This window comes from Frankia sp. CeRuru1 (assembly GCF_977966315.1).
This window is the reverse complement of sequence record NZ_CDWWEW010000367.1, coordinates 1-5,011: the sequence shown is the minus strand read 5'-3', so window position 1 is coordinate 5,011 and position 5,011 is coordinate 1. Positions and strand designations below refer to the sequence as shown.

5 protein-coding genes are annotated in these 5,011 nt (G+C 69.6%); 4 read left to right on the top strand and 1 reads right to left on the bottom strand.

Annotated elements, in window-relative coordinates; translation table 11 throughout:
- The coding region (locus tag AC08OP_RS20450; RefSeq protein ID WP_476615656.1) for a hypothetical protein at positions 1 to 209 on the bottom strand (209 nt) is incomplete at its 3' end.
- 911 nt (positions 210 to 1,120) lie between these two features.
- Between AC08OP_RS20450 and AC08OP_RS20445 the strand changes: the two genes are divergently transcribed.
- From AC08OP_RS20445 to AC08OP_RS20430, 4 genes are all read left to right on the top strand, one after another.
- Positions 1,121 to 1,549 carry an organic hydroperoxide resistance protein gene (locus AC08OP_RS20445; RefSeq protein ID WP_476615655.1) on the top strand — a complete coding sequence of 143 codons (429 nt, stop codon included), beginning with the start codon at positions 1,121 to 1,123 and terminating at the stop codon, positions 1,547 to 1,549.
- A 259-nt stretch (positions 1,550 to 1,808) separates the two neighbouring features.
- The gene (locus AC08OP_RS20440) at positions 1,809 to 3,224 is read left to right on the top strand and encodes a glycosyltransferase family 4 protein (protein ID WP_476615654.1); all 1,416 of its coding nucleotides are present in this window, start codon (positions 1,809 to 1,811) and stop codon (positions 3,222 to 3,224) included.
- Between the two features lie 10 nt (positions 3,225 to 3,234).
- Positions 3,235 to 3,966, top strand: coding sequence for a class I SAM-dependent methyltransferase (locus AC08OP_RS20435; protein WP_462188623.1), 732 nt, complete (start codon positions 3,235 to 3,237; stop codon positions 3,964 to 3,966).
- Positions 3,953 to 5,011, top strand: a 1,059-nt coding sequence (locus tag AC08OP_RS20430; protein ID WP_476615653.1) for a hypothetical protein, incomplete at its 3' end; no start/stop codon positions are given. The genes AC08OP_RS20435 and AC08OP_RS20430, both read left to right, overlap by 14 nt.

The window sequence follows — 5,011 nt, the reverse complement described above, 5'->3', positions numbered from 1 at the left end:
TGCTTCAACACCTGCTGGCACGCCTGCGCGGGCAGGGCAGAAAGCCACTCAAAACCCTCGAGCGGTTTCTTCCGCGCTTCCCGCATCTGCCGGTCTACTTCGGCCATCGGCAGCATTGGCCGACGATGCTGCCGGCACATCAGGTGCCATTCATGCAGCAGATTCCACAGCCCGCGCGCCGCATGACCCTGCCTGTCCAGCTGCACCATCTGCCCCGCATCCGGGTACAAGCGGGTGACGTGAACCGACCGGGCCATGCCCGTAATTCTACCAGAATTCACGGCAATTCACCTCCCACCTGAAAGCGGGAGCGCTCTCGCCGCATCCAAGTAGCAGATGTGGAAAACGTCGCCGCTCGCTGCCCATGGCGACACACCCACCCTGTGGATAAGTCCGCGGGCACGGTGCAGAGCCCGCTCGGGTCGCACTGCCCCGAGGCGATAAGCGATGAATCCGCTCACCAGCACCCACGACGGTGATCGACGAAACCGCCGTCGTTCTCCCACCCCGGGCTGCGTGGAGCACCGTCGACCGGCCGTTCCCCGACCGTCCACCGACCTTCCACTGACCGTCCCCACCGTGCCCATCAACGGCAAAGGGCCAATCCGGCCACCAGTACCAGGCCAGGTGACCGGCAGAACCGTCAACCATCGTCCGGAGACGGGCAGCGTGGGCACGGGCGGCCAAAGCCGATGGACCCTGCCCGAGTTGGTTGATCGTCAGCTCAGATCGCTCTTGCCCGGGTGGGGCATCGTCACCTGCGCATGGCCCCGTACCGCCTGGGGATCCCGTACCGCCTGGGGATACCGCCCGCACGCTGCCCATGGGAGGGCAGCGATCGGAGGGCAGCGTGCGGGACCGGTGGAACCCGCCGGAACCCGCCGACGCCGTGCTCGGCCAGCTCGGCGACTGCGGCGGAGATCACGCGAGTGTCGATCGTCGTATCCCGGAGCCGTCCCCGTCGCGGTCAGCCGAGCTCACCGGTCTTCTCCTCCGCCGTCCGCTCAGGCTGGGCGGGAATCGAAGGTGTGGGCCGCGAAGTTTTTAGGGCACCAGTTTGGTTGCATAAATGTCACAGGCTCTCCGGAGTTTCGGCAACACCTGATGCACGGAGGCAACCATGGCGAACACGATCTACTCCGCCACCTCGACCGCCTGGGGTGGACGCGACGGACGGGTGGTGTCCAGCGACAACCGGGTCGACCTCCAGCTCTCCGTCCCGAAGGGCCTCGGTGGTGACGACGGGCCGGGCACGAACCCGGAACAGCTGTTCGCCACCGGTTACGCAGCGTGCTTCCACGGCGCGCTCAAGGCCATCGCGCGCGAGAAGAAGATCGATGTCAAGGACTCGGCGGTGTCCGTGACCGTCGGGCTGATCAGGGACGACAACGGCAGCCTGGGGCTGAGCACGCGGATCGAGGCGCAGATCCCCGGCATCGAGCGGGCGGCCGCCCAGGAGATTCTGGAGGCCGCGCACTCTCTGTGCCCGTACTCCGTGGCCACCCAGGGCAACATCCCCTCCGAGGTGGTCCTCGTCGAGAGCAACTGACCCGACTCCCCTGCTCACCTTGCCTATCCAGAGGGATAAAGCGGACACAAAACCCTCTGGATAGGCAAGTCTCCCTCGTTGCCGCAGATCTTGGACTCGCGACGAAGAGTCCTAATGTGACGCAGAGCACACCGCTGGGACGCAGCGTCGGCCCATTTCAGTGAAGATCGGCACTCAATATCCTAATGTGCCAGGAAGCGGCGCCACCCTCGACGTCGAGGAACCAGGACATGGCCCGAGACGGACGGAGGGCGCACAGTTGCGGATTGCGTTGTTGTCGTACCGGAGTCTGCCCACCTGCGGTGGCCAGGGTGTGTACGTCCGACATCTGTCCCGCGAACTGGTCGCCCTGGGGCACCGCGTCCAGGTGGTGAGCGGGCCGCCGTACCCGGTGCTCGAGGAGGGGGTCGGCCTCACCGAGCTGCCCAGCCTCGATCTCTACCGGGACTCCGACCCGTTCCGGTGGCCCGGACTGGCCGAGTTCCACGGCCTGCCGGACGTCGTCGAGTTCGCCATGATGCGGACCGGCCAGTTCTCCGAGCCGCTCGCCTTCAGCCTGCGTGCCTGCCAGGCCCTGCGTCCCAGGGCATCCGGGGGCCGGCCGCCGTTCGACATCGTCCATGACAACCAGGGGCTGGGATACGGCCTGCTGGCGCTGCGGGCGGCCCTGCGCCCGTATCGGATCCCGGTCGTGGGCACCGTGCATCATCCGATCACGGTCGATCGCCGCCTGCACCTCGCCGCGGCAACCACCTTCACGTCCCGGCTGGGCCTGCGCCGGTGGTACTCGTTCCTCCCGATGCAGGCCCGGGTCGCGCGGGGGCTGGACGGCATCGTCATCCCGTCGGAGAGCTCCCGGCGAGAGATCATCGCAGACATGAACCTCCCCTCAGCGGTCATGCACACGGTTCCGTTGGGAGTTGACGCCGACGTCTTCACGCCGGCGCCCTCGGGCAATCCGGCGGTTCCGGGCCGTGTCGTCGTTGTGACCAGCGCCGATGTTCCGCTCAAGGGCCTGCTCGTCCTGCTCGAGGCGCTCGCAAAGCTGCGGGTGGATCGCTCGGCGCACCTGGTCTGCGTCGGCAAGGCCCGCGAAGGGGGAACGGCCCAGCGCCAGGTTGCCGAGCTGGGCCTGGCCGACGCCGTGACGTTCCGTTCCAACATGCCGGAACTGGAGCTGGTGGACCTGTTGCGCTCCGCCGAGGTCGCGGTCGTTCCCTCGCTGTACGAGGGGTTCAGCCTGCCCGCCGTCGAGGAGATGGCCTGCGGGATCCCGCTGGTCGCCACCACCGCCGGGGCGCTGCCCGAGGTCGCCGGTCCGGACGGGGAGGCCGCATTGCTGGTCCCGCCGGGGGATGCGGGGGCCCTGGCGGACGCCATCGGTTCCCTGCTCGACGACCCCGAACGACGGGCCCGAATGGGTGCCGCCGGGCGCCGCCGGGTGGAGGCGCGGTTCTCCTGGCGGGCGGCCGCCGCGGCCACCGCGGACTGGTACGCCGAGCGGATCGCGGCAGTCGGCGGGACGCCCACCTCCCCCTTCCCGGGACCTCCCGTCCCGGAACTGGGATCGGCGGCCCGCTGGGCGCCGCCCGTCCCGCTCTCCGGGACGCCGGCACCACTGTCCACACCCGGCGCGGGGGCGTCCGCACCAGCGTCGTCGACGCTGACCGGCTGACGGCCGACGCATGCTGACCGTCGACTTCGACCGGTTTCCCGTCTCCGCGGGCTGCCGGCTGCTCGACCTGGGATGCGGCGCCGGGCGGCACACGTTCGAGGCGTTCCGACGGGGCGCCGAGGTCATCGCGCTGGACTACTCCGCCGACGAGGTCGCCGGCGTCAACGCGATGCTCGCCGCGATGGCCCTGGAGGGACAGGCTCCACCCAAGGCGAAGGCCGCCGGAGTACGCGGTGACGCGCTGGCGCTGCCGTTCGCCGACGGCACCTTCGACCGGATCATCGCCGCCGAGGTGCTCGAACACCTGCCCGCCGACACGGCGGCGATGGCGGAGATCGCCCGGGTGCTGCGGCCCGGGGGGTGGGTGGCGGTCACCGTCCCGAACCGGTTCCCCGAGCAGGTGTGCTGGAGCCTGTCGACGGCTTATCACAGCGTCGAGGGGGGCCATGTCCGCATCTACCGCCGGGACGAGCTTCGTGACCGGTTGACCGCGGTGGGACTGGAACCGGCCGGCACCCATTTCGCGCACGCCCTGCACGCCCCGTACTGGTGGCTGCGGTGTCTCGTCGGTGTCCACGACGACGGCCATCCGGCGACGCGGCTTTACCACCGGCTGCTGGTGTGGGACATGATGCGCCGTCCCCGCATCACCCGCCTCGCCGAGCGGGCCCTCAATCCGATCATCGGCAAGAGCATCGTGCTGTATCTGAGGAAGCCGGAGGTAACGCGTGCGGCCGGTTGAGTCTGCTCCGGTCCTGACCCCCGAGGCGCTCACCGCGACCGCGACCGCGATCGCCGTCGTCCAGGAGCCGGACGGCGCCATCCCCTGGTATCCCGGTGGCCATACCGACCCGTGGGATCATCTCGAATGCACCATGGCCCTCGACCTCGGCGGCCTGGTCGACGCCGCCGACGCCGCGTGGGCCTGGCTGTGTCGCAACCAGCGGCCGGATGGATCCTGGGCGACGAGCTACGTCGGCGGCGCGGTCAAGGAGGACTTCGCCGACAGCAACCAGTGCGCCTATGTCGCCACCGCGGCCTGGCACCGCTGGTTGGCCACCGGTGACCGCGCCTTCCTCACGAGGATCTGGCCGGTCGTCGAGGCGGCCCTGGACTTCGTCGTCGATATGCAGAGCCCGACCGGACAGATCTGGTGGGCCCGGTCGTCGGACGGTGTCGACTACCCCGAGGCCCTGCTGACGGGATGCTCCAGCACGTTGCACAGCCTGCGCTGCGGGATGGCGCTCGCCGCCCTGGTCGGGGAGGTGCCACCGGCCTGGGAACGGGCGACCGGCGCGCTGCGGCACACCCTCGTCGCTCACCCGGAGTACTTCGCCCCCCGCGACCGGTGGTCGATGGACTGGTACTACCCGGTGATCGGCGGAGCGCTGCGCCGGTCCGCGGGTCGGTCCCGGCTCACCAGCCGGTGGGACGACTTCGTCGTCGACGGTCTGGGTATCCGCTGCGTGGCTGACGAGCCCTGGGTCACGGGGGCCGAGACCTGCGAACTCGCCATCGCCCTGCATCTCGTGGGCGAGACCGCCGCGGCGACCAAGCTGGTCATGGACATGCAGCACCTGCGGCACGCCGACGGGAGCTACTGGACGGGCTGGCAGTTCAAGACCGCGACGTTCTGGCCGGCCGAACAGTCAACCTGGACCGCGGCGGCGGTGATCCTCGCGGTCGACACGTTGGCCGGCGGGGTCACCGAGACCCTCTTCCGCGGCGACGACCTCCCCGAGGGGATCTGTGTCCTCGACAAGGAGTCCGACGAGCCTCGGCAGGGC

Excerpts from the sequence above, each read along its gene's own strand:
- AC08OP_RS20445 (WP_476615655.1), top strand. The coding sequence starts at position 1,121 with ATGGCGAACACGATCTACTCCGCCACCTCGACCGCCTGGGGTGGACGC.
- AC08OP_RS20435 (WP_462188623.1), top strand. The coding sequence starts at position 3,235 with ATGCTGACCGTCGACTTCGACCGGTTTCCCGTCTCCGCGGGCTGCCGG.